19 protein-coding genes and 1 pseudogene are annotated in these 21146 nt (G+C 62.8%); 12 read left to right on the top strand and 8 right to left on the bottom strand.

Annotated elements, in window-relative coordinates; translation table 11 throughout:
* Window positions 1–119: 119 nt before the first annotated feature.
* Window positions 120–1379 (bottom strand): flavin monoamine oxidase family protein, encoded by a 1260-nt coding sequence (locus tag JQ629_RS18605; protein ID WP_212413899.1) that lies wholly within the window; start codon window positions 1377–1379, stop codon window positions 120–122.
* Window positions 1380–1605: 226 nt separating this feature from the next.
* Between JQ629_RS18605 and JQ629_RS18610 the strand changes: the two genes are divergently transcribed.
* The gene (locus tag JQ629_RS18610) at window positions 1606–3501 is read left to right on the top strand and encodes a glycosyltransferase family protein (RefSeq protein ID WP_212413900.1); all 1896 of its coding nucleotides are present in this window, start codon (window positions 1606–1608) and stop codon (window positions 3499–3501) included.
* A gap of 24 nt (window positions 3502–3525) precedes the next feature.
* Here JQ629_RS18610 and typA read toward each other — a convergent pair whose 3' ends face one another.
* The gene (gene typA / locus JQ629_RS18615) at window positions 3526–5352 is read right to left on the bottom strand and encodes a translational GTPase TypA (protein ID WP_212389449.1); all 1827 of its coding nucleotides are present in this window, start codon (window positions 5350–5352) and stop codon (window positions 3526–3528) included.
* Here typA and JQ629_RS18620 point away from each other — a divergent pair.
* The gene (locus JQ629_RS18620; RefSeq protein ID WP_212413901.1) at window positions 5351–5575 is read left to right on the top strand and encodes a hypothetical protein; all 225 of its coding nucleotides are present in this window, start codon (window positions 5351–5353) and stop codon (window positions 5573–5575) included. The two genes, typA and JQ629_RS18620, sit on opposite strands and share 2 nt — an antisense overlap.
* Before the next feature lie 23 nt (window positions 5576–5598).
* Here the strand turns inward: JQ629_RS18620 and JQ629_RS18625 are convergent, their stop codons facing one another.
* Window positions 5599–6354, bottom strand: coding sequence for a Crp/Fnr family transcriptional regulator (locus JQ629_RS18625; RefSeq protein WP_212413902.1), 756 nt, complete (start codon window positions 6352–6354; stop codon window positions 5599–5601).
* A 200-nt stretch (window positions 6355–6554) separates the two neighbouring features.
* Here JQ629_RS18625 and JQ629_RS18630 point away from each other — a divergent pair, with 200 nt between their 5' ends.
* On the top strand, window positions 6555–6923 hold the full coding sequence (locus JQ629_RS18630) for a response regulator (protein ID WP_212413930.1): 369 nt from the start codon (window positions 6555–6557) through the stop codon (window positions 6921–6923).
* Window positions 6924–7127: 204 nt separating this feature from the next.
* On the opposite strand, the gene JQ629_RS18635 is transcribed toward JQ629_RS18630, so the two are convergent.
* Window positions 7128–8678, bottom strand: coding sequence for an alkaline phosphatase D family protein (locus JQ629_RS18635; RefSeq protein ID WP_212413903.1), 1551 nt, complete (start codon window positions 8676–8678; stop codon window positions 7128–7130).
* A 215-nt stretch (window positions 8679–8893) separates the two neighbouring features.
* Entirely contained in the window at window positions 8894–10321 is a 1428-nt protein-coding gene (locus JQ629_RS18640) for a TAXI family TRAP transporter solute-binding subunit (RefSeq protein ID WP_212413904.1), read from the bottom strand.
* Between the two features lie 209 nt (window positions 10322–10530).
* Between JQ629_RS18640 and JQ629_RS18645 the strand changes: the two are divergent.
* Window positions 10531–10845: pseudogene (locus tag JQ629_RS18645) on the top strand (4a-hydroxytetrahydrobiopterin dehydratase); the annotation flags it as partial.
* 160 nt (window positions 10846–11005) lie between these two features.
* Complete coding sequence (locus JQ629_RS18650) at window positions 11006–11389, top strand: YkvA family protein (protein ID WP_212268663.1); 384 nt, start codon at window positions 11006–11008, stop codon at window positions 11387–11389.
* A gap of 62 nt (window positions 11390–11451) precedes the next feature.
* Here the strand turns inward: JQ629_RS18650 and JQ629_RS18655 are convergent, their stop codons facing one another.
* Together JQ629_RS18655 and JQ629_RS18660 are read right to left on the bottom strand one after the other, a co-directional pair.
* The gene (locus JQ629_RS18655; protein ID WP_212413905.1) at window positions 11452–12633 is read right to left on the bottom strand and encodes a TAXI family TRAP transporter solute-binding subunit; all 1182 of its coding nucleotides are present in this window, start codon (window positions 12631–12633) and stop codon (window positions 11452–11454) included.
* An 84-nt stretch (window positions 12634–12717) separates the two neighbouring features.
* On the bottom strand, window positions 12718–13512 hold the full coding sequence (locus JQ629_RS18660) for a hypothetical protein (protein ID WP_212413906.1): 795 nt from the start codon (window positions 13510–13512) through the stop codon (window positions 12718–12720).
* A gap of 157 nt (window positions 13513–13669) precedes the next feature.
* On the opposite strand from JQ629_RS18660, the gene JQ629_RS18665 reads away from it, so the two are divergent.
* Entirely contained in the window at window positions 13670–14026 is a 357-nt protein-coding gene (locus JQ629_RS18665) for a hypothetical protein (RefSeq protein ID WP_212413907.1), read from the top strand.
* A 27-nt stretch (window positions 14027–14053) separates the two neighbouring features.
* Here the strand turns inward: JQ629_RS18665 and JQ629_RS18670 are convergent, their stop codons facing one another.
* Window positions 14054–15028, bottom strand: a complete 975-nt coding sequence (locus JQ629_RS18670; protein WP_212413908.1) for an NADPH:quinone oxidoreductase family protein — start codon at window positions 15026–15028, stop codon at window positions 14054–14056.
* A gap of 214 nt (window positions 15029–15242) precedes the next feature.
* Between JQ629_RS18670 and JQ629_RS18675 the strand changes: the two genes are divergently transcribed.
* The 6 genes from JQ629_RS18675 (at window position 15243) to argG (ending at window position 21107) form a co-directional block, all read left to right on the top strand.
* Entirely contained in the window at window positions 15243–16082 is an 840-nt protein-coding gene (locus JQ629_RS18675; protein ID WP_212413909.1) for an SDR family oxidoreductase, read from the top strand.
* Between the two features lie 162 nt (window positions 16083–16244).
* Complete coding sequence (locus JQ629_RS18680) at window positions 16245–16883, top strand: invasion associated locus B family protein (protein ID WP_312017327.1); 639 nt, start codon at window positions 16245–16247, stop codon at window positions 16881–16883.
* Between the two features lie 143 nt (window positions 16884–17026).
* A complete protein-coding gene (rlmN, locus tag JQ629_RS18685; RefSeq protein WP_212413931.1) occupies window positions 17027–18241 on the top strand; it encodes a dual-specificity RNA methyltransferase RlmN in 1215 nt (404 codons plus the stop codon).
* A gap of 122 nt (window positions 18242–18363) precedes the next feature.
* Entirely contained in the window at window positions 18364–18855 is a 492-nt protein-coding gene (locus JQ629_RS18690) for a hypothetical protein (RefSeq protein WP_212413911.1), read from the top strand.
* A 39-nt stretch (window positions 18856–18894) separates the two neighbouring features.
* The gene (locus JQ629_RS18695) at window positions 18895–19650 is read left to right on the top strand and encodes a phosphatase PAP2 family protein (protein WP_212413912.1); all 756 of its coding nucleotides are present in this window, start codon (window positions 18895–18897) and stop codon (window positions 19648–19650) included.
* 119 nt (window positions 19651–19769) lie between these two features.
* Window positions 19770–21107 (top strand): argininosuccinate synthase, encoded by a 1338-nt coding sequence (argG, locus tag JQ629_RS18700; RefSeq protein WP_192739366.1) that lies wholly within the window; start codon window positions 19770–19772, stop codon window positions 21105–21107.
* Window positions 21108–21146 lie beyond the last annotated feature (39 nt).

Genomic DNA, 21146 nt, shown 5'->3' on the forward strand with positions numbered 1-21146 from the left:
TCATTGCGAGCGAAGCGAAGCAATCCACGTCACCGCTCGGGGAAAAATGGATTGCTTCGTCGCTATCGCTCCCTTGCGCAAACGCTTTGCGTTTGTCGCAGGCAATGACGGATTGAGGGCTATTGCTTGGGCAGCGAAGCCAGCACCTCTCCCACTGCCCGCTCCCCCGAATCCCTTGCCCCATGCGCGGTCGAGAAGAATCCCGGCGAGGTCGCCTCTCCCGCAAAGAACAAGCGTCCATCCACGGGCGCTGCCAGCACCGCGCGGTCGCCGGCGTGGCCGGGCAGGGCGTGGGAATACGAGCCGCGGGCGAAGGGGTCGTGGGCCCAGCGCGATTCCGCGAGCGGCTTCAGCTTGCGACGGAAGTCGTTGCCGAGGAAGCCTGCGATCTCGTTGATGCTTTCGGCGGCCAGCGCGCCGGGGCCGGCATCTTCCAGCGATCGCGCAAAGCGGCCGCCGAAAAAGCCTTCGATGCAGGACTGGCCGAACGGGCGCAGATGATAGGTACCCATCGCGGTGCGCATGGTGGCGCCGCGCAGGCTGCCGTCCTTCGGCAGCGCGTCGCCATCGCTAAGGGCCAGCATCACCTTGTCGGCGAGACCAAGCGGCAGGCCATGCGCGGCATCGAGCTTTGCCGGCAGGGCGGGGTGAAAGCGCAGGGCTTCATCCGCGATCAGGTTGGTCGGGACGGTGACGATCACTCTGCCGGCGATCAGCGTGCCTTGCGACGTCTCGATACGAATGCGTTTTGCCGAATGGTCGATCAGCGTCACCGCGCAGTTGAGCGCGAGCGGCATCGAGGCACCGTAGGCCGCGACCAGCGCGCCATAGCCGCGGCGGACGCGCCAGTTGATCTCGGTGTCTTCATAGGCGTCCATGTCCAGGATCGAGACCTGATCCAGCTCGCAGCCGTTGACGTAGGTCGAGATGGCGTCGATCATCGGGTTCCAGCGATTGCCGGGCTCGAGACAGAGATCGGCGGCGCTGTCGCGGCCGATCTGCAGGGCCTGATGTGCGGCTTCCTCGGCGCGGTCGTAGAAGGCGTCGAGCGCCTTCAGGAACTCCGCCCGCTGCTCAACTGGAAACGCCTTGTTGTGCGCCTGCTCGCGCCAGGGCGGGCGGTTCTTGTCGATTGCGAACTTCAGTTGCTCGGCGATCGCGACGAATGAATTTTCATCCGCCGAATGCAGCCAGCCGCAGCCGAGGTCGAAGGTGACGTCTGGTGCTGCCTGAATCGTATGGGCGCGGCCGCCGACGCGGTCGCGCGCTTCCAGCACGACATAGGAGAGGCCGGATTGTTTCAGCGCATGCGCGGCGCCCAGGCCAGCGGCGCCGGCGCCGATGATGGCAACATCGACTTCGGAGGGGAGGGTCGTCATGTCCGAGCCTCTAGCACGTTCGCCGGGGGGCCTGAAGCCGGTCCGCAGAGGGCTCCCGGTCCGTCGCAGGCAGGGGAGGGATGCGGTTTTCGCATCGATCAGCCGATTTCGGCCATTGCCGGCGGGCGATGCGACATCTTTGCGAAAAGAGCGGCTTGTTTCTCCCCCTGTAGTTGTATTGAATGGATCGTTCTCCCTAACGTCATTTCAGATCTGGATTTCAGCCATGGCCGAATTCGATCCCGCCACCGCGCGGAAGAGAACCGCGATCCTTGTCGTTCACGGCATCGGCAGCCAGCGCGCGCTGGAAACGGTGCGCGGTGTCATACGGGGCGTCTGGCTGGACGAGAACAACCCGGCCGACAAAGGCAAGCGGATCTGGACGCATCCGGAAAGGGACGGCTCCGACATCGACCTGGCGGTGATGACGACGAACACGGTGCCGGATTCGCCCGATGGCCGCCTTGTCGATTTCCACGAATTATACTGGGCTCACCTGATGAGTGAGACCAAGGCCGTCGCGGTGCTGCTCTGGCTGTACGAGCTGGTCCGGAAGGGGCCGATCATGAAGCTCGGCATGAACGGGCTTTGGTGGGCCGCGGCCATTTTCCTGTGCCTGATGAATCTCTCCTTCGCGGTGCTGGTGTTGCAGGGCATTCTGCTGTTCTCGGGAAACGTTGCGCAAATCATGCTGGTCGCGCCGTTCCTGCTGCTGTTCGCCAGCCTGATCGTGGGCCTCGTTGTCGCGGCGAAATGGAAGGCCTTCCGCCTCATCAAGCTGCTCGCACTTTTTTGTGTCATCGGAATTGTCGTCATTGCGACTTACTTCATCGTCGAGAAGTTTGCACCGGGCGATCGCAACGTTCCTGACGGGGCTGAACTCTTTACGCTGGTCGCTCTGCCCACGCTGATTGCGCTGCTGGCGAGCTTTATGCTCATGGGCCGTCAGGGATTGCGCGCTTTTTGCCGCGCGCTTGTGATTTCAGTGGTCGTGTTTGGCATCTTTGTCGGCACCGACCGGTTCTGGCATCCGGACACCTCCTTTGCCGTAACCATGGTCAAGGCCTGGGTATGGGGACTGAACTCGCCGTGGAGCGTCGCGGCGGCGTCGGCCGTGATCGGGCTCTATTTGATCATCAATGCCGCATTCCTGCAGCCGTATCTCGGCGATGCCGCGCGCTACTTCCGCAATTCACCGGCCAACGTGGCGGTGCGGCGGGCGATCAGGAAAGAGGCCGTGGATCGGCTTGCAAACCTCCACGCGTCCGGCCAGTACGATCGCATCGTCGTCGTCGCGCACAGCCTCGGTACCGTCGTCGCCTACGACATGCTGCGCGCCTATTTCAGCCGGGTCTGCAATGAGTTGCCGCCTGTCGAAGAACTGGGCGCGGATTTTGACGCCATCGATAGCGCCACATGGCAGCCGGAAGACGCCAAGGCAACGATCGAGGACAAGAAGGCGTTGCGGATCAAGGCGCGCGCCACGATCGCCAGCATCGCCGTTGCCGCGGCGAAACCCGCGCCCCAGCAGCAAAAGCCCAATCCCTTGCATCCCAAGAGCTGGCTGGTGACCGACTTCGTTACGCTGGGAAGCGCGCTGACCCACGCCTACTTTCTGATGTGCCTGGGCAAGACCGCGGCGGATCTGAAAGCCGAGGGAAGGCTGAATACCGAGCAGGACCTGAAGGATGATTTCGCCCGGCGCGTCGGGGAAAGAGAGTTTCCGACCTGCCCGCCGAAACGGCTCGATCGAGACGGCTTGCTGGCCTTCACCAATCCGAAGACGCACAGGAAGCAAATTCACAACGGCGCATTGTTCGGATTGACCCGGTGGAGCAACATCTATTTTCCCCGGCGTCAGCTGTTCTGGGGAGACGCCATCGGCGGCGCGCTATCGCCGATCTTCGGCTATCATATCGTCGATCTCGCGGTCTCGACCAAAAAGGCGGGGGGTGACGACTTCTTCACCCACACTGCCTATTGGGACGTGCGTCGTGCGCCCGACACCTGTCAGGCGCCGCATATCGTCACGCTGCGCAAGGCCATCGATCTGGCCGATACCGGCGCCGCCATCGACCTGGTCGACGAAGGCGACGATCCGAGCGCGCACGATGGGAATTGACGCAGTCGTTTACGCGGGCGGTGCTTAAGCCACCGCCTCCTTGGCCTTTTCCGCGCGCTTGCGGTCGTTGGCGTCGAGGAACTTCTTGCGCAGGCGGATCGACTTCGGGGTCACTTCCACGAGCTCGTCGTCCTCGATATAGGCCAGCGCCTTTTCCAGCGTCATGCGGATCGGCGGGGTCAGGCGCACCGCTTCATCCTTTGAGGTGGTGCGGATGTTGGTGAGCTGCTTGCCCTTGAGGATGTTGATCTCGAGATCGTTGTCGCGGGTGTGCTCGCCGACGATCATGCCCTTGTAGACCTTCCAGCCCGGCTCGATCATCATCGGGCCGCGGTCTTCCAGCTTGAACATCGCGTAAGCCACCGCTTCGCCCTGGTCGTTGGAAATCAGGACGCCGTTGCGGCGGCCCTGGATGTCGCCCTTGTAGTTGGCATAGCCGTGGAACAGGCGGTTCATGATCGCGGTGCCGCGGGTATCGGTGAGCAGTTCGCCCTGGTAGCCGATCAGGCCGCGGGTCGGCGCGTGGAACACGAGGCGCAGGCGATTGCCGCCGGAGGGGCGCATCTCCATCATCTCGGACTTGCGTTCGCTCATCTTCTGCACGACGACGCCGGAATGCTCCTCGTCGACGTCGATCGTGACTTCCTCGACCGGCTCCTGCCACTCGCCGGTGGCCTCGTCCTTCTTCAAGACGACGCGCGGGCGCGACACCGAAAGCTCAAAGCCCTCACGGCGCATGGTCTCGATCAGGATCGCGAGCTGCAATTCTCCACGGCCCGACACTTCCATCGAGTCCTTGTCAGCGGCTTCGGTGACGCGCAGCGCGACATTGCCTTCGGCTTCGCGCATCAGGCGGTCGCGGATCATGCGGCTGGTCACCTTGTCGCCTTCGGTGCCGGCGAGCGGTGAGTTGTTGACGATGAACGACATCGATACGGTCGGCGGATCGATCGGCTGCGCCACCAGCGGCGTCTCGACGCTGGGATCGCAGAAAGTGTCGGCAACCGTGCCTTTGGTCAGACCTGCGATGGCGACGATGTCGCCGGCTTCAGCCTCATCCAGGGTCGTGCGCTCGATGCCGCGGAACGCGATAATCTTGGTGATCCGCCCGGTCTCGATCAGCTTGCCGTCGCCGCCCAGCACCTTCACGGACTGGTTCGGCTTGATGGTGCCTGACGTGATGCGGCCGGTGATGATGCGGCCGAGATAGGGATTGGCTTCGAGGATGGTGCCGATCATCCGGAACGGGCCTTCCTCGACGGTCGGCGGCGCGACGTGGCGCAGGATCAGGTCGAACAGCGGCTGCATGCCGGCGTCGTGCGAACCATCCGGGCTATCGGCCATCCAGCCCTGCTTGGCTGATCCATAAAGAATCGGAAAATCGAGCTGCTCTTCGGAAGCGTCGAGCGCGGCGAACAGGTCGAACACTTCGTTGATGACTTCGGTCGGCCGCGCGTCGGGACGGTCGACCTTGTTGATGACGACGATCGGCTTCAGCCCGACTTTCAGCGCCTTGGAGACCACGAACTTGGTCTGCGGCAGCGGGCCCTCGGCGGCGTCGACCAGCACCAGCGCGCCGTCCACCATGTTCAGGATGCGCTCGACCTCGCCGCCGAAATCGGCGTGGCCGGGGGTGTCGACGATGTTGATGCGGGTGTCTTTCCACTGCACCGAGGCGGCCTTGGCCAGAATGGTGATGCCGCGCTCGCGCTCCAGGTCGTTGGAATCCATCGCGCGTTCGACCACGCGCTGGTTGTCACGGTAGGTACCGGATTGCTGCAGCAGCTTGTCGACCAGCGTGGTTTTGCCGTGGTCGACGTGGGCGATGATGGCGACGTTACGAAGGTTCATGGCTCTTCTTCTGGTCGTGCAATGGCTGGAGCGCGATCTCGCCGGAAAACCGGGACCCACTTTTCCGGATCGTGCTCAAAACCTGAATTGCGAAAGGGGCAATGGCCTCGACCTTGGCCCCAAAAAGGAAGCCCGGCCTAAAGGACCGGGCACACCTTACGCGTTGCGGCGCAATATAGTCAGAAAACGCCAAAAAACAATGATTTGTTTAGCATTTGGTTAGTCGATTTTCGCCCCTTTGCCCGCTTAATTGCCCTTTTCGGGGTCCGGATAGACCCCCCGCAAAACCTCCTCGAAATGGCCCTTCACCGCCTCATTGCAGAGGCAGGACCGGATTCGCAGCGCATCGGCGTTGCGGACCAGGATCGAGCCGCGACGGGTCTCCACAATGCCCTCGGCCTTGAAGGTCTGGATCACCCGGCTGGTATAGCTACGGCCGACCCCGAGCAGGGTCGCCAACTGCTCATGGGTCAGCGGCACCACTTCGTCGCCGTCGGCGCGTTCCATCGCCGAAATGATCCATTTCGCCGTGCGCTGCTCGATCGAGTGGATCGCGTTGCAGGCGGTGGACTGGAATATTTGCGCCAGCATGCAGTCGGCGTAGCGGGCAAAGATGTTGCTGAGCGTCGCCGATTGCTTCTTGGCGGCCTCGAGCCTGCCGACGGGCAGCCGCACGAACGGCCCGGCGAACTTGACCATGATACGGGTATAGGCCGGCAAAAAACCCTGGCTGACGATGCCGCCGACCGCGCCTTCGCGGCCTATCAGGATGGTCTCGACATCGCGGCCATCCTCATTGGGGACCAGGTAAGAGACGAGGCTCGGACCGCAGGGGAAATGCACGATCTCGACGTCATCGCCGGGGCTGTACAGCACTTCGCCGGCATTGGCATCGACCTCGGCAAGGTTCGGCGCGACCAGGGCGAAATCGGCCGCGTTCAGACGACGCAGCAAATTGTTGAACGGCCGCACGCCGGCCGGCTCCTCGCGTCGCGCCTGCATCCAAGGTTCCTCTGTTCCTAAGGCGCATAATAACGAAGCTGTGCGCGTTGATATGTGCACTAGTGAACAGACAGCATAACTACGGTGTGGTGGTTTCAGTTCCGGAACCGATGGACGCGCTTCCAGGCGTCGTCGGGCCTCCTTCGGGCTTCGGCCCGGGCAACCGGACAAAAACAGTGAACCTGGGACTGACGCGTACCATGCAACCCGTCGCCGACGGCAAGCCCAATGACGTCCTGATCGTCGAGGACGACCCGATCATCGCACTCGATTTCGAGGATACGATTCTCGGCTTTGGGGTGAAAACGGTTCGTACGGCCCAAAGCGTGGCCAAAGCGCTCGCCATGATCGCCGAACGGCCGCCCGATTTTGCGCTGCTCGACGTCAGCCTCGTCCGTGAAAAGAGCTTTGCGATTGCCGAACGGCTGGACGCGCTGAAAATTCCCTATGCCTTCGTCACCGGTTATGGCGCCGAAGTCAGGCTTCCGGCAGCTTTCGCAAACACGCCGCGGCTGGCAAAGCCCTATTCGACCGAGGCGTTGCTCGCGTTGCTGAACGTCAGTCGCTGAGACGCCAACCGGCGCATTTGATCTATCGGCGGCGGATGCGTCCGCTTCCGGGCCGCCTGAATGGTTCACCCGGGAGCCGGCTCTGACTGGATCAGAACCGGCTCCGGCTTTTTGTTTTGACGCGTTTTCTACTGCAGATAAGTCTACGCAATCTGCGCAAAGCTTGATTGCTATGCGAACCGATTCCCACTTCGCCCGAAAACGCTACGTACGCTTCGGATCGAGCGTCGTCGACCAGAGTGCGACGTCGGCGCGATCGCGCAAGGTCACGATCATCTGTCCGGTCGTACCGTCGATCTTGACGTGGCCGAAGAACTGCATGCCGGCCGACGGCGGCAGGTTCTGCTTGTCCGGCCCCGGCGCCTTGATGAACTTCACCTCGGGCCCAAACGTGTTATCGAGTTCGTTCGGCCCGAACGTGCCGGCATGCAGCGGGCCGGCGACGAATTCCCAGAACGGATCGAACTCCTGGAACTGCGCCTTGTCCGGGTTGTAATAATGCGCGGCGGCGTAGTGCACGTCAGCGGTCAGCCACACCGTGTTGACGACGCCTGATGTCTTGATGAAGCGCAGGATATCGGCAATCTCGAGTTCACGGCCGCGCGCGGGGCCGTCCCCTTGCGCGAACGCCTCGGAGCCTTTTTTGTTGGTTGCATCGTCGTAGACGATGATGCTGAGCGGCATGTCTGACGCGATCACCTTCCAGGTCGCGCGCGAGTTGAGCAGTCCGCGTTTCAGCCAGGCGAGTTGATCCGGTCCGAGGAAATAGCTTTCGGGGCCGTAGCTGTCTTGCAGGTTGGGACCATTGGGGCCGCGATAGCTGCGCTCGTCCAGCATGAACACGTCGAGATGCGGGCCGTAATTGAGCGTGCGATAGAGCCGGCCCGGCTCGTTGAGGTTTTCGCGCATCGGATACATCTCGTGGAACGCGCGGCCGGCGCGGGCGGCGAGCAGGCTGATGTCGCGCACCTTGTAGGTCGGGGGGAGCTGTTTCGACAGCGACCAGTTGTTGGTGACCTCGTGGTCGTCCCATTGCACGAAGATCGGCACCTCGGCATTGAAGGCGCGGACATGCTCGTCCATGAAATTGTATTTATGGGCGGCACGGAACTCGTCGAGCGTCTCGGCCACCTTGGCCTTTTCCTCGATGGTGACGTTCTTCCACACCTTGCCGTCGGGAAGCTTCACCTCGGACCTGATCGGGCCGTCGGCATAGACGGTGTCGCCGGAATGCAGCAGGAAATCCGGGCGGTGCTTGCGCATGGTGGCGAAGGTGAACATGCCGCCGTCGTCGGGGTTGATGCCCCAGCCCTGTCCCGCGACATCGCCGCCCCAGACGAAGCTGACATCGCGGCGATCGGCCGGCGCGGTGCGGAAGCGGCCGACAACGGCCTCGCTCGCGATGTCGATATGCGACAGATCGCGAAACCGCACGCGGTAGAAGATCTCCTGTCCCGCGGGCAGGTTTTCCAGCAGCATCTTGGCGGTGAAATCGCTCTCGGGCAGCGCTGCGATCGGCGGCAGCGCCCGCGCATTGGCAAACGACTCCGTGGTCGCAACCTCGACCATCATTTGCGAAGGACGGTCGGCGCGCGCCCAGACCACGCCGCCATCGGCGCCGACGTCGCCGGATTGCACGCCATGGCTGATGACCGGCCGGTCGCCGGCGCGGCTGAGATAGGGCATCGCGATGACGCCAAAGCCCGTTGCCGCGGTGGAGGAGAGAAACTTTCGGCGGGAAATTCTAACGGTCATACGAACCTCTTTGCGGGTCTGAGATTACGCGTATCGAGGAATTCGTCATTCCGGGATGGTGCGCCAGCACCAGACCCGGAATCTCGAGATTCCCCGATGTGCAATTGCACATCTGAGGTTCGATGCTTCGCATCGCCCCGGAATGACGGAATCCTCTCGTCGTGCAAGCTGGCTTTAGAAAAATTCCATGACGGCCGAATTACAGGAATGCCCGCTCAGGCGCCCGCGGCCCGGAACTGCGCGCTGGCCCGTTGCAGGTTCTGCGGCATGCTCATCAAAAGCGCCTTGCGGTCGGCGACCGCGTTGTGGAACTGTTCGAGCGCGATGTTGAAGGCGGTCAAGGTGCCTTCCTCGATGGCGCCATGCTCGAAACACGCCAGCGTATGGCGCAGGATGCCGTCAGCCTCCGATTGCATCTGGTCGAGTTCTTCGGTTGAATCGCAGGTGCGTGCCGCGGCGAGCATATCCAGCAGCCGGTCGCGCTGCGAACTGCTGGCAATTCGCTCGTCCTTCTTCAGGTAGCCCGCGAACCAGGCGCCGGCGGAGCCCATCGCCGACAGCCCCATCAGGCCCCACCAGATGAAATCGCTGTAGCGTTCGAAGAAGGTTTTTTCCTCGCCGTCGACAAACGCGGCCGCCCCCGGATGCACGGGGATGGTGGCGTCCTTGTCGGTGTCCGGCGTTTCGATCTTGGCGGCCAGCGGATAATCGTTCTTTAGCGTTTGCCGGATCGCAAACAGTTGCCGGGTAAAGAGCGCGATGGTGGAGTCGGATACGCCCTTCCGCGCCACGATGTGATGCGAGAAGCTGATGGTCTTGACTTCCTCTTCGGGCTTGGCCGGCGCGCCGCCAAAAGTGCCGGCGGGAATCTCGGAAGCCTCATAGGCCGGGTGGTTCTGCGCGATCGCTTCCGCCGAATCGATCGCCAGGAAGGTCGGCGTGCCGCCGTCGCGCATCGAAGCCGCGATCGCATCTGACGTGATCTTGCTGTTGACCGGGCCCGCCGCGAGGTAGGCGTCCGCCTTCTGGTTACGGATGGCGTCGGCCGCCTCAGTGACCGGAAACTGGACGATCTCGACCTTGGCCGGATCGACGCCATACTGCTGCAGGATCACCTTGAGTAAATTGACATTGGCCTCGGTGCGGCCGACGACGCCGACGCGATGTCCGGCAAGCTGCGTGATTTTGGTGATCGCGGGCGCGGCCTTCTTGCCCTTGGCCTTGGCCTTACTGGCGGGTGGCACCCAGAGGACCACGACATTCTTGCGCAGCGTCGCCACCGCCTGCGCGTTCTTCGGCACATCGAGGTCGCCCCGGATAATGGCGAGATCGGCCTTGCCGTCGCCGAGCAGTTTGGCGCTCGCCAGGGCGCCGTCGGTCTGTGTCGGACGCAACCGAATTTGACCGTGCGGCTGGTTGTTGAGGGCTTGCGTCAGTGCCTGAACCACCTTGAGGTCGTCGCTGTTGGCCGGGCCGACCGCGATCCGCAACGTCACCGGCCGCGTCGCAATGTGATAGCCGGCCGCCGCCACGCCGATGATCGCCAGAACGCCGGCCAGCATCACGAATGCCAGACGCCGTCGCGCCGAACGGGGCGAGGGGGGAGGCAGCGCTGCTTCGGCAGGTTGAGGGCCGTCGGTCATCAATTCCTGAACAATCGTCTGGGGTTCGATCTTCGGTTGCCAACGTGCTTACACCGGGCATTCTAGCAAATTCCTCGCCGGCCCGTGGTTACATCTCCGTCATGGTTACCGGCACCCGAGCGGCCATTGGACGCGCCTTTCCGTCTTAATTTGGGCAGGGATCCCGCGGGGCCCCATCGGTGTTAGGGTAAAGCTGGTGTCAAACGCGGGAGGCGAGCATGGCGGAACGGCTGTCGGCAGAAGCGCGGAAATCGGCGCTGGCGGAACTTTCCGGGTGGTCGGAGACGCCCGGCCGCGAGGCGATCGCGCGAACTTTTACCTTTAAGGATTTCAACGAGGCGTTCGGGTTCATGTCCCGCGCGGCTTTGGTGGCCGAAAAGAACGACCATCACCCGGAATGGCGCAACGTCTACAAGACGGTCGAGGTGGTGCTGGCCACCCATGACGCCAATGGCGTCACCAAGCTGGACATCGAGCTTGCGGCCGCCATGAACGCCATCGCCAAACAGCTCGGCGTCTCCTGAAGCTGTCTTCGGCGTCTCCTGAGCGCCGTCTTCGGCGTCTCCTGAGCGCCGGTCCTGAAGTGATCGTGCAGCAGCGATCTTGCGGCGGCGGCTGGACATCCCCAATTCTTGGACAGCCAGCCGCGTCGATCCGCCGCGCCTGTCTTGAGGGAGCGCCGTCATGGCAACGTCCGAACACAGCGTGGGTTTTGAACCGGCCGATCGGCTGGCGCAGGACCGCGAAAGCGTGCGCCGGCGCTTCTGGAGCAAGCTGAAGCGGGTGGTGGCGAAGCTTCCCTTCGCCGAGGACCTGCTCGCGGCCTATTACTGCGCGTTCGACAAGCAGACGCCGCGCCATGTGCAGGCGGCGCTTCTCGGCGCCATCGCCTATTTCGTTCTGCCGTTCGATTTCGTTTCCGACGTGCTGCCGGTGCTCGGCTTCACCGACGACGCCGCTGTCCTGGCCACCGCCATCCGCCTGGTTGCCAATTATATCACGTCGGAGCACCGCGACGCCGCGCGCGCTGCGCTGAAGCGAGGCGTCGGGAAGGACGACGCGGAATAGTCCCGCATCGACGTCCGCCATCGGGCATCGCTTGCGGCGATCCCGATGACGTCTGAGGTTTCCTACTTCTGCGATCCGGGGCGAACTTGCGCGCGCGCGTTCCGTTCGGTTTCCCAGGCCTGAAACTGCTTGAACAGCGTCTCGCGGTCGGCATCGGTCTTGATGTTCGCCGCGGTAGTTGGGCTCTGCTTCAGGAATTCATCGAACCGGGTACGCGCGACCGCTTCGACGTTGTGGGTCTTGAGCCATTGCTCGGCGACCGGCAGCCGCTGCCAGTCGGGCAGTGGCGCCGACAGCGAGACTTCCCTCCACTTCGGATGGAAGGGCGGGTTCTGGAAGGTCGGGAATTTGGTGAAGAACGCATCCACGAACTGCGACAGCTTGCGATAGCGCTCGGTGTTCGGCGCCCAATTATAGGCCGCGAGCACCGCCGGCACCGCGATGGTGTCGACGCGATCATCGCCCGAAATCAGGTTGGGATAGTCCTTCGACGACAGGCTGGCGGGCAGATAGTCCTTCTGCAGCGGCTTCTCGTAATTCACCGTCACCAGATGGAAGCGGTCGTCCTTGAACGTGCTGACGGACTTGTACGGTTTGCCGCCGCACACGATCACGGCGTCGATTTCGCCGGCCTTCAATTTCTCCAGCGCGATGCGTTGCTCGACATAGACTACCTTCGGCTTCATCCCGAGCCGTTCGAACACGGTCAGCGCAGTCACGAACGTGCCGCCATTGGGAAGGTCGACGCTGACGGTCTTGCCTTCGAGGTCCCTTAGGCTGCGGACCGATTTCGACGCGATCACGTGCATCTCTTCATTGTAGAGCTTGGTCACGTAGGTGAACTGCTTCTTGATATCCTTCGCAAAGCCCTTGCGTTCGAGATAATCGAGCGTGTCGGAGCGGACGATGCCGAGATCGACACCCTGCAGGAACAGGATGTCCGCCACGCTCTGCACGGAACCGCGCCCGACGATGGGCAGTACGCGCAACTTGTTGCCATCGTCGAGCACGGAAGCGAGGTCGGCGCCGAACTGCACGTAGGTGCCGCCGATCGTCCCCGACATCAGCGTCACCGTGTTCGAGTTCAGGCTCTGCTTGGTGGCGACAGAACCGAACTGGAAAATAGCCTTCAGGCTCTCGCTGACCTTGGCCGGATCGTATTCGGTTTGCTGGGCCTGGGCCTGGGCCGTCAGGCCGCAAGCCATCATGATGGCAAGTACGGCCATTCCAAACAGTCGTCGCATTTGTTGCTCCCCTGCGTGATATCGATGCCGCGTGATGCGCGGTCGTGAATGATGCGTGCCGGTGATGACCGGTTCTGAAGATGCCTAGTTTTGAATCTGACTGAGGCGCCGCTTGGCGTCGGACGAGCCGAGCTGGGCGGCCTTCTGGTACCAAAGCCGCGCCATCGCCGGATCGGGCGTGATGCTGCGCATGTCCTGCTTGCCCAGCACCTGCGGATCATAGGTCCCCGCCAGCATCAGCGCGGCGTCGGCCTCCTGTGCGTCTGCCGCACGCTCGAGCAGCAACCGGGCGGAGGTGATGTCGCCGATCGCGAGCAGGCCCTTCGCCCGCTTCAACAGCGCCGCCAGTTCATCCGAATCGATGCGCCGTGCCGCTGGTGCAGGTTCGGGGGCCGTCGGTTCGATCGCCACAACCTTGGTCTTGATGGCGCTCTGGTAGGCCGCGGTGATTTCGTCGCGTGACGGTGAAGCGGACGCCAGCGCAGCGGACTGGATACGGTGCGCGGTTGCCGCATCCGGCGTTGCCGGCGGTGTCTCGGGATTCGCAGGCTGGGCCGCGACGCGCGGTGCCGGCGGCGCGGCGTCCTGTTGTGCGGCGCCTGACGGGGCGGGCGCTGCGGTGGCCAACGAAGCCGCGGCGTTGACGATGACGGCGCGTGTCGAATCGAAGGAAAGCAGCGCGAGAACGGCGGCCACGATGGACAACGCAAGCGCACCGGTCACGATGCGCGATGCGCGCGCTCTTCGTTTCTTGCCGCCTGCGAAGGAGTATTCGGGCGGTTCTTGATAGAAGGGCAGATCCTGATAGCGCTCTTCCGGTTGATAGCGCTCATCCTGCCGATGGCGCGCATCCTGCTGGCTGGCAAGAAAAAGCGGCACCGGGTCGTCTGCCAGATGATCTTGTCGAACCAACGGGTCGGGCTTGCGTGCTTCCGACCGCAGAAATTGATGCGTCGCATACAATCCGGGATTATCGATCGCTTCGCCTAATCTTGCGAACGGATCTCCAGATTGAACCTGCCTTGTACTCTCCACCATGGCGATGCTTCCCCGCTACCAAAACGCAACGACGGGAGGCCGGCATCTTTTTCTTGTTGTTATTGGTGTCCGGGAACCCGTTTACTGGGCGGTCTATTCGCATGCCGAATGGGATGAAAAAACGACGCCGGCCCGCTCGAATCGGGAGACATTTTGTTCTGATTGCGGCGAGCTGACGCAATTCAGAGATTTAAAATTGCATATCGTTAACGCACAACCGCCTCGGATGAAGGCATTTTCAGCATCCTACGCCGAGCAAGGCGCAGGCGCGCCAATTGCCAAAACGGGCCGCGTTGCGCGCGGCCCGTTCGATGTTTTGCCGAACGATGATCGTTCAAAACAGAAGAGACGTTGAATGAAGCGCGACCTTTGTCGCGCAGCATCACGGATGCAGAATCACCTTGCCCATCGCCTTGCGGCCGGCGAGCACTTTCAGCGCTTCGGCGGTTTGCGCCAGCGGGAAGGTGCGGTCGACATGCGAGGAGATCTTGCCTTCCGCGGTCCACTTCACGAGCTTCTCCAGATTGGCGCGGTTCTTCTCAGGGTTGAGCCGGGCCCAGGCGCCCCAGAACACGCCGCGGATATCGCAGCCCTTGAGCAACGCCAGATTGAGCGGCATTTTCGGAATGTCGCCGGCGGCGAATCCGATCACCAGGAAGCGGCCTTCCCATGCGATCGAGCGCAGCGAGGCCTCGGCGTAGGTGCCGCCGACCGGATCGAAGATGATGTCGACGCCCTTGCCGCCGGTGAGGCGCCGCAAGCCCTCCTTGAGATCTTCCGTGCTGTAGTTCAGGCCAAGCTCGGCGCCGTGCGCTTTCGCAAATTCGAGTTTTTCATCCGACGAGGCGCAGGCGATCACCTTCAAGCCCATCAGCTTGCCGAGCTCGCAGGCGGCGAGGCCAGTGCCGCCGGCAGCGCCGAGCACGGCCATGGTTTCGCCGGGCTTGAGGCTGGCGCGATCTTCCAGCGCATGCAGCGCAGTGCCGTAGATAATAAAAATTCCAGCGGCGCGATCGAAGTCCAGATTGTCGGGAATCTTCACGATCGAGTTGGCCGGCAGCGCGATCTTTTCGCGCGCGCCATTATGGCCGCAGGAGGCTGCCACGCGGTCGCCGACCTTCAGATCGGTGACGCCACTGCCTACGCTTTCGATCACGCCCGCGACTTCGGCGGCCGGCGAGAACGGGAACGGCGGCTTGATCTGGTACTTGCCCTGGATCATCAGGATGTCGAAGAAATTCAGCGCCGCGGATTTGATCGCGATCACAGCCTCGCCCGGTCCGGCGACGGGATCGGGCACATCGGCCAGCACGAGGTCGTCGGGCTGGCAATATTGCGAGCAGAGAATGGCTTTCATGGACACACCTGATGTTAGGACGCACAAGGAAAGGCTGAATGCTTCTTGCCGGATTTGACGCCGGGCTACAATCCGATTCGGTGCTTAGGACGCGCATAGCTATCTGCCGTCATTGCGAGCGAAGCGAAGCAATCCATCGCTCCGCAAAAAAAGAAAGAATGGATTGCTTCGTCGCTTTGCTCCTCGCAATGATGAGGGGATAGGGAGTGAAACAATGTTTGAAAAAGACCTGCTGGCGGGAAAGCGCATTCTGGTCACCGGTGGCGGCTCCGGGCTTGGCGCCGCGATGGGGCGGCGCTTTATCGAGCTCGGGGCGGAACTCATCATCTGTGGCCGCCGGCTCGAATTGCTGGAGGCCACGGCAACCCAGATGCGCAGTGAATTCGGCGGAAGGGTTTCCGTGGCGCGCTGTGATATCCGCGACGGCGCGGCGGTCGATGCGATGATGGATCAGGTCTGGCGCGAGGCGCCGATCGACGTGCTGGTCAACAATGCTGCCGCGACCTTTCTCGCTCAGACCGAACATCTGTCGTTCCGCGCGGCAGACGCGATCCTGGGGCCGACGCTGCATGGCACGATGTATTGCACGCTCGCGGCCGGCAAGCGCTGGATCGAGGGCCGTCATAGCGGCGTGGTGCTGAGCATCCTCTCGACATCGACCATCACCGGCCGCGCCTTCACGGTGCCATCGGCGATGGCGAAGTCCGCCATACTGGCAATGACGAAGAGTCTGGCGGTGGAGTGGGGGCCGAAGGGCGTTCGCACGGTCGCGATCGCGCCCGGTGCGTTTCCGACGCCGGGTGCGTCGGGCCAGCTTCGCCCCGAGGGCCGCGACGCGAGCTGGGCGCACCGCAATCCGCTCGGCCGCGCCGGCGAGCACAGCGAACTCGCCAATTTGGCGAGCTTCCTGATTTCCGAACAGGCCGGCTACATCAATGGCGAGATGGTGGTGCAGGATGGCGGCTCGCATTTGCGCAGTTCCGGCGCCGAGGACCTGCTGCAATGGACCGACGCGCAGTGGCAGAAGCAGCGCGAAGGCCGTACCAAAGGCTAACTCCGCAAGAGGCGCGCGATACCTCCAACATGACCGTGGATACAGCGGCTGGACAGCTCGTAAGCGCCTTCCCAAAAAGGCATTTCCCGGTTATCCATGGTTGACGGTCCGACCCGTCGCCGGGCCATCTTCCAGTCACAATGATGAGGGAACCAGTTGTCCGTGCGGCAGATACTGACATCCCTTGTTTTGAGTGCGTTGCTGTGCGGGGCTTCCAGCCTTGCGCAGGCGCAAAGTGCTGCGCCGAAGGGCGCCAAAGACGCGGCCAAGCCTGCGGCAACGGAAAAGCCTGCGGCGGCTGCGAAGTCTGCCGCCAAGCCTGAGTCGGCGGCAGCCGCCGCGGCCGGTGGCGCGGAGCCGACCCTGATCGGCCAGTTCGGAACCTGGGGCGCCTACACCGCAACGCCGAACGGCAAGAAGGTGTGCTTTGCGCTGGCCAAGCCATCCTCGTCGAAGACCAATCCGCCCAACCGTCCGCGCGATCCGGCCTATGCCTTCGTCTCGACGCGCCCGGCAGAAAAAGTCATCAACGAAGTCTCGGTCATGATCGGCTACGCGCTGAAGCCGGGCTCGGAATCCTCGCTCGAGGTCGGTGGCGCGTCGTATGCGATGTACACGCAGGGCGACGGGCTCTGGATCAAGAACGCGGCCGAGGAAGAGCGGATGGTCGATGCCATGCGCAAGGCCGCCGACGTCACCGTCAAGGGCGTCTCGGCCAAGGGCACCGAGACCACCGACACCTTCTCGCTGAAGGGGCTGTCGCAGGCGCTCGACAAATTGGCGCAGGATTGCCGGCGTTAGGCGCATGATCCGGAAAAGTGGGCACCGGTTTTCCGAATAGATCATGCGCAAGCTAAAAGACCGTCTTTTAGCCCGAAACTAACGCATTTCGTGGCTTTCCAGCGGACGCTGGAAGGCCTATTTGATGGCTCATGACCGACACCATGACCAGCGCGACCGCGGCTACTTCCGGGGCTAATGCTCCTTTGGAGAAGATTCCGCTCGAAACCTATGTGCCGCCAGCCAAACCATCGCTGATCGGCCTCTCGCGCGCGGAAATCGCCGACCGGCTCGGCGAGATCGGCGTTCTGCCCGCGCAGCGCAAGATGCGCACCCAGCAGCTCTGGCACTGGATGTATGTCCGCGGCGCCAAAGACTTCGACGCGATGACCAGCATCTCCAAGGAAATGCGCGCGCAGCTGGTGCAGCATTTTACCGTCGATCGTCCCGAAGTGGTCGCCGAGCAGGTCTCCAACGACGGCACCCGCAAATGGCTGCTGCGGCTGCCGAGCGGCAATGCCCTCGAGAAGGCGCATGAGGTCGAGTGCGTCTATATCCCCGAAACCGATCGCGGCACGCTGTGCGTTTCTTCGCAGGTCGGCTGCACGCTGACCTGTTCGTTCTGCCACACCGGCACGCAGCGGCTGGTGCGCAATCTCACCGCCGGTGAGATCGTCGGCCAAATCATGGTGGCGCGCGACCGGCTCAACGACTGGGCCGATCGCGAGACCCCGACCGGCAGCCGCCTCGTCACCAATGTGGTGATGATGGGGATGGGCGAGCCCTTGTATAATTTCGACGCGGTGCGCGATGCGCTGCTGATCGCATCAGACAATGAAGGCATCGGCATCTCGCGCCGCCGCATCACGCTGTCGACCTCGGGCGTGGTGCCCAACATCGTCCGCGCCGGCGACGAAATGGGTGTCATGCTGGCGATCTCGCTGCATGCGGTGCGCGACGAATTGCGCAACGAGCTGGTTCCGCTCAACCGCAAATACCCGATCGCCGAATTGCTGCAGGCCTGCCGCGATTATCCGGGATCGTCCAACGCGCGCCGCATCACCTTCGAATATGTGATGCTCAAGGGCGTCAACGATTCCATGGACGACGCCAAGCTGCTGGTGAAAATGCTCAAGGGCATTCCGGCCAAGATCAATCTCATTCCGTTCAACCCGTGGCCGGGCACCAAATACGAATGCTCGGACTGGGACCAGATCGAAAAATTCTCCGAGTATATTTTCAACGCGGGCTATTCCTCGCCGGTGCGCACGCCGCGCGGCCGCGACATCCTCGCCGCCTGCGGCCAGTTGAAATCGGAAACCGAAAAATTGTCCGCGCGCGAGCGGCAGGCGCTGCGCGCGATGGCGATGACGGATTGACTGGGGTGCAAGTCATGCCTCAGCGCGTCATTGCGAGCGAAGCGAAGCAATCCATCTCTCCACGTGCCGAGAGATGGATTGCTTCGTCGCTTCGCTCCTCGCAATGACGGTGGGCTAATACAATGGCGCTGATCGGCCGCCTCTTCGTGGTCCTGTTCGGATTCCTGTTCGCCTGTCTGGCGGCGGGGATGATCGTGGTCGGCGCGGTGCTGTATCCCGAATTCAGCGATCTCGGCGCAGGGCCGATCGATCAGGGCGCGATCAATGTGGTGCTCGGGTTCGGCTTCATCTTCATCTCGGGCTTTGCACTGTTGCCGGCGCTGATCGTGGTTCTGATCACGGAGGCGTTTTATGTCCGGGGCGTGCTGACCTATGCGATCGGCGGCGCGCTCGTAGGCTGCGCCTGCTATCTCGGTCTGGTCCCGTTCGATCCCGAAACGATGCGCTTTGACGGCATCGTCCGCCGCCATCTCGAAATCATGACCGGAGCGGGCATCGTCGCGGGGCTGGTCTACTGGGTGATCGCGGGCCGCTCCGCCGGCGCATGGCGCGAACCGCCAAGACCTTTGCGGCCGCCACCGCCGCTGCCGGCGCACTCACGGCCGCATCCGTGAGCCTTTTCAAGACCCACGCCCTCGTTTAAACACCGCGCCATGAACCGGACCGGACTTTTCATCGCGCTGGGGCTGGCGCTCGTCATCGGACTGCTGTTCGGGATTTTTCCCGAACTCGATCTCAAACTGGCGGCGTTGTTCTACGATCCCGCGACCCATTCGTTTCCGTTGAAGCAGAGCTGGATCGCCGCCATCGCCCGCGACGCCGCGATGTGGATCGCGTGGGCGCTGGCATTGCCGTCGCTCGCGGCCATCGTGGTGAAGATGGTGCGGCCGGATTTGCCGATGTTCATTCGCGCGCGTACCGCCGTATTCCTGCTGAGCACCATTTTGCTATCTGCGGTCGTTCTCACCAACCTCACCTTCAAGACCTATTGGGGCCGGCCGCGGCCGGTGGTGGTGACGCAGTTCAATGGGCCGCAGGAGTTCGTGCCGTATTGGGATCCGCGCGGCACGTGCGGACGCAACTGCTCGTTCTTCTCCGGCGAAGGCGCCACCGCATTCTGGGCCTACGCGCCCGCGGCGCTGACGCCGCCGACGTGGCGGCCGTTGGCCTATGCGGCGGCGACCCTGTTCGGGATCACGACCAGCGTGCTGCGGATGGCGTTTGGCGGGCATTTTTTCACCGATGTGGCGGCCGCCGGCCTCGTCAGCTTTCTGGTGATCTGGCTGGCCCATGGCTGGCTATACCGCTGGCCGTCGACCCGGGTCTCGGATGCGGCCGTCGAGGCCGCGCTGGCACGCCTGGCCCGGCCCTGGAACCGTCTGACCAAGGGCTCGCGCCAGCCGGGCTGAGCCATCCCGGCCAAGCTGCCGCCTGGTGCTATTAAAGGCGTGCCGACAAGCGCAAAGTTTGATATTCGCGCACCCAAAGCCGCAAACGACATCCACCATTTCGACCGATTGGAAGCACGATGAGCACGATCCTGAAGAGCCTGCCCAAAGGGGAAAAAGTCGGCATCGCTTTTTCGGGCGGCCTCGACACCTCAGCGGCGCTGGTGTGGATGAAGCAAAAGGGCGCACGCGTCTTTGCCTATACCGCCAACCTCGCCCAGCCTGACGAGGCCGACTACGAGGAGATTCCGCGCAAGGCGCTCGAGTTCGGCGCCGAAAAAGCCCGCCTGGTGGATTGCCGCACGCAATTGGTCCACGAAGGCATCGCCGCCATCCAGTCCGGCGCCTTCCACGTCTCGACCGGAGGCAACACCTATTTCAACACCACGCCGCTTGGTCGCGCGGTGACCGGCACGATGCTGGTCGCGGCCATGAAGGAGGACGGCGTCAACATCTGGGGCGATGGCTCCACCTACAAAGGCAATGATATCGAGCGGTTCTATCGCTACGGCCTTTTGACCAATCCGAGCTTGCGGATCTACAAACCCTGGCTCGACCAGCAGTTCATCGACGAGCTCGGCGGCCGTGCGGAAATGTCAGCGTTCATGACCGCCAACGGCTTTGCCTACAAGATGAGCGCCGAAAAGGCTTACTCGACCGACAGTAATATTTTGGGCGCCACCCACGAGGCCAAGGATCTCGAGAGCCTCGACACCGGCATCAAGATCGTCAATCCGATCATGGGCGTGCCGTTCTGGCGCGATGACTGTGCCGTCAAGGCCGAAAAGGTCGTCGTGCGTTTTGCGGAGGGCCAGCCCGTCGCGCTGAACGGCCAGACCTTCGCCGATCCGCTGGCGCTGTTCCTCGAGGCCAACGCCATCGGCGGCCGGCACGGCCTTGGCATGAGCGACCAGATCGAGAACCGGATCATCGAGGCCAAGAGCCGCGGCATCTATGAGGCGCCCGGCATGGCGCTGCTGCACATCGCCTATGAGCGCCTGGTCACTGGCATTCACAACGAAGACACCATCGAGCAATACCGGATCAGCGGCATGCGCCTCGGCCGATTGCTCTACCAGGGGCGGTGGTTCGATTCGCAGGCCCTGATGCTGCGCGAGACCGCCCAGCGCTGGGTGGCGCGCGCCGTTACCGGCGAGGTCACGCTTGAGCTGCGCCGTGGCAACGACTACTCGCTGCTCAACACCGAAAGCCCGAACCTGACCTATCAGCCGGAGCGGCTGAGCATGGAGAAGGTGGAAGATGCGGCGTTCACGCCGGCGGACCGTATCGGCCAGCTGACCATGCGCAACCTGGACATCACGGATACCCGCGCCAAGCTGAAGCTTTATTCGGACACGGGCCTGCTATCGAGCGGGGATGGTTCCGAGATCTTCAAGCTCGGCAACGACAAGAGCTGAACCGGCACCGCTGCACCACTGCATGCCGCCGTTACATAG

This window comes from Bradyrhizobium sp. AUGA SZCCT0222, assembly GCF_018130205.1.
Classification (GTDB): domain Bacteria; phylum Pseudomonadota; class Alphaproteobacteria; order Rhizobiales; family Xanthobacteraceae; genus Bradyrhizobium.

Coding starts and splice junctions, on each gene's coding strand:
- JQ629_RS18605 (WP_212413899.1), bottom strand. CDS start 1,379: ATGACGACCCTCCCCTCCGAAGTCGATGTTGCCATCATCGGCGCCGGC.
- JQ629_RS18610 (WP_212413900.1), top strand. CDS start 1,606: ATGGCCGAATTCGATCCCGCCACCGCGCGGAAGAGAACCGCGATCCTT.
- JQ629_RS18620 (WP_212413901.1), top strand. CDS start 5,351: ATGGCTCTTCTTCTGGTCGTGCAATGGCTGGAGCGCGATCTCGCCGGA.
- typA (WP_212389449.1), bottom strand. CDS start 5,352: ATGAACCTTCGTAACGTCGCCATCATCGCCCACGTCGACCACGGCAAA.
- JQ629_RS18625 (WP_212413902.1), bottom strand. CDS start 6,354: ATGCAGGCGCGACGCGAGGAGCCGGCCGGCGTGCGGCCGTTCAACAAT.
- JQ629_RS18630 (WP_212413930.1), top strand. CDS start 6,555: ATGCAACCCGTCGCCGACGGCAAGCCCAATGACGTCCTGATCGTCGAG.
- JQ629_RS18635 (WP_212413903.1), bottom strand. CDS start 8,678: ATGACCGTTAGAATTTCCCGCCGAAAGTTTCTCTCCTCCACCGCGGCA.
- JQ629_RS18640 (WP_212413904.1), bottom strand. CDS start 10,321: ATGACCGACGGCCCTCAACCTGCCGAAGCAGCGCTGCCTCCCCCCTCG.
- JQ629_RS18650 (WP_212268663.1), top strand. CDS start 11,006: ATGGCAACGTCCGAACACAGCGTGGGTTTTGAACCGGCCGATCGGCTG.
- JQ629_RS18655 (WP_212413905.1), bottom strand. CDS start 12,633: ATGCGACGACTGTTTGGAATGGCCGTACTTGCCATCATGATGGCTTGC.
- JQ629_RS18665 (WP_212413907.1), top strand. CDS start 13,670: ATGGCGATGCTTCCCCGCTACCAAAACGCAACGACGGGAGGCCGGCAT.
- JQ629_RS18670 (WP_212413908.1), bottom strand. CDS start 15,028: ATGAAAGCCATTCTCTGCTCGCAATATTGCCAGCCCGACGACCTCGTG.
- JQ629_RS18675 (WP_212413909.1), top strand. CDS start 15,243: ATGTTTGAAAAAGACCTGCTGGCGGGAAAGCGCATTCTGGTCACCGGT.
- rlmN (WP_212413931.1), top strand. CDS start 17,027: ATGACCAGCGCGACCGCGGCTACTTCCGGGGCTAATGCTCCTTTGGAG.
- JQ629_RS18690 (WP_212413911.1), top strand. CDS start 18,364: ATGGCGCTGATCGGCCGCCTCTTCGTGGTCCTGTTCGGATTCCTGTTC.
- JQ629_RS18695 (WP_212413912.1), top strand. CDS start 18,895: ATGAACCGGACCGGACTTTTCATCGCGCTGGGGCTGGCGCTCGTCATC.
- argG (WP_192739366.1), top strand. CDS start 19,770: ATGAGCACGATCCTGAAGAGCCTGCCCAAAGGGGAAAAAGTCGGCATC.